Below are 1204 nucleotides of genomic sequence, written 5' to 3'. Positions count from 1 at the left end.
GGCTGTATCAGCCCTAATAGTCCGAAAGGTAGAGCGGGTTTGCGAATAAGAGAATGGTCTTGCTCCGAGTGTGGAGCGGTGCATGATAGAGATATTAATGCCGCAAAGAACATTCTCGCGCTCGGACATGAGCGTCTAGCTGTAGGAATCCCCGTCCTTTAGGTCGGGGAGGATGTCAATCGGCTAGTGTTTTGAGTGCTGCGGTTTTATATGGGGTTTCTGCTGGTGACAACAGCGGGGTGGTGAGTAGAACTATTAGCATGGGTTTAGTCCTCCACGGGATGAGTGGGTGTATCGAGTAATAACTGGTAAAAAGCTAAATCGAGCCAGCGTCCGAATTTAAACCCTACCTGTGGTAAGGTGCCCACATGCTTAAAGCCTAAGCGTTGGTGTAGGGCAATGCTTCTGGAGTTGCTAGCATCAATGCCTCCCATCATGGCATGTATCTCCTGTTGGCGAGCGGCGGCGATCAGTGCTTGCATGATCTGTAAACCCAAGCCCTGAGCACGGTAGTCTTGGTGTACATAGACCGAATGTTCGACCGTGTATTTGTAGGCAGGCCATGCCCGAAAGCTACCGTAACTGCCAAAGGCCAACAGCGTACCGTCTTGTGCCTCAATCCCAATGACAGGATAGTTACCCTTTTGTTTGGTTTCAAACCAAGGTTTCATACTGTCATAGGCGCGGGGTTTATAGTCGTATAGTGCGGTGGAGTTTAGGATGGCTTCGTTAAAAATAGCTAGAATGGCATGGGCGTGTTGTTCGTAGGTGCAGTGAACGATGGTTTGCGCTGGCATAGTGGTTTCCTTGCGTGGAGGGCATGGGGCTGTGTAAAAACTGTATAAAGCTCACACAGTCGGATTTGATTATGCCTAAACGCGACCATTACGCCAGCAATATGCCTATTATGATCGCTACTGAGGTTATTGGTTCGGCTCGGATTGAAGAGGGGCTAAGGCTTTGCTGGCCTCTTTTTTGAGGGAAGAAATTAACATGTCAAAGGCTCCGTGATCGGGGCTTTTGCTTTTAATCCCTTCTCAAACAGGGCGGTGTTCAAACAATGTTAAAAGCGACATTGTCACGGATGCGAGAAGTCGTGGTCTTAATCCCTTCTCAAACAGGGCGGTGTTCAAACGCAGCTTATGCTCGTGAATTGAAGTTTTCATTAGTCTTAATCCCTTCTCAAACAGGGCGGTGTTCAAAC

General features: G+C 48.6%; 2 protein-coding genes. One reads left to right on the top strand and one right to left on the bottom strand.

The genetic code is table 11. The features are described from left to right. Positions 1–162: zinc ribbon domain-containing protein (locus tag A3IK_RS20975; protein ID WP_162596684.1), on the top strand; the 162-nt coding region annotated here is incomplete at its 5' end. Positions 163–266: 104 nt separating this feature from the next. Here the strand turns inward: A3IK_RS20975 and A3IK_RS0116730 are convergent. After that, positions 267–797, bottom strand: a complete 531-nt coding sequence (locus A3IK_RS0116730) for a GNAT family N-acetyltransferase (protein ID WP_020561121.1) — start codon at positions 795–797, stop codon at positions 267–269. Positions 798–1204: the final 407 nt, after the last annotated feature.

This window comes from Thiofilum flexile DSM 14609, from assembly GCF_000380185.1.
GTDB lineage: Bacteria > Pseudomonadota > Gammaproteobacteria > Thiotrichales > Thiotrichaceae > Thiofilum > Thiofilum flexile.
Note: the sequence above shows the minus strand (reverse complement) of the source record. Positions and strands in the feature narration are given on the sequence as shown.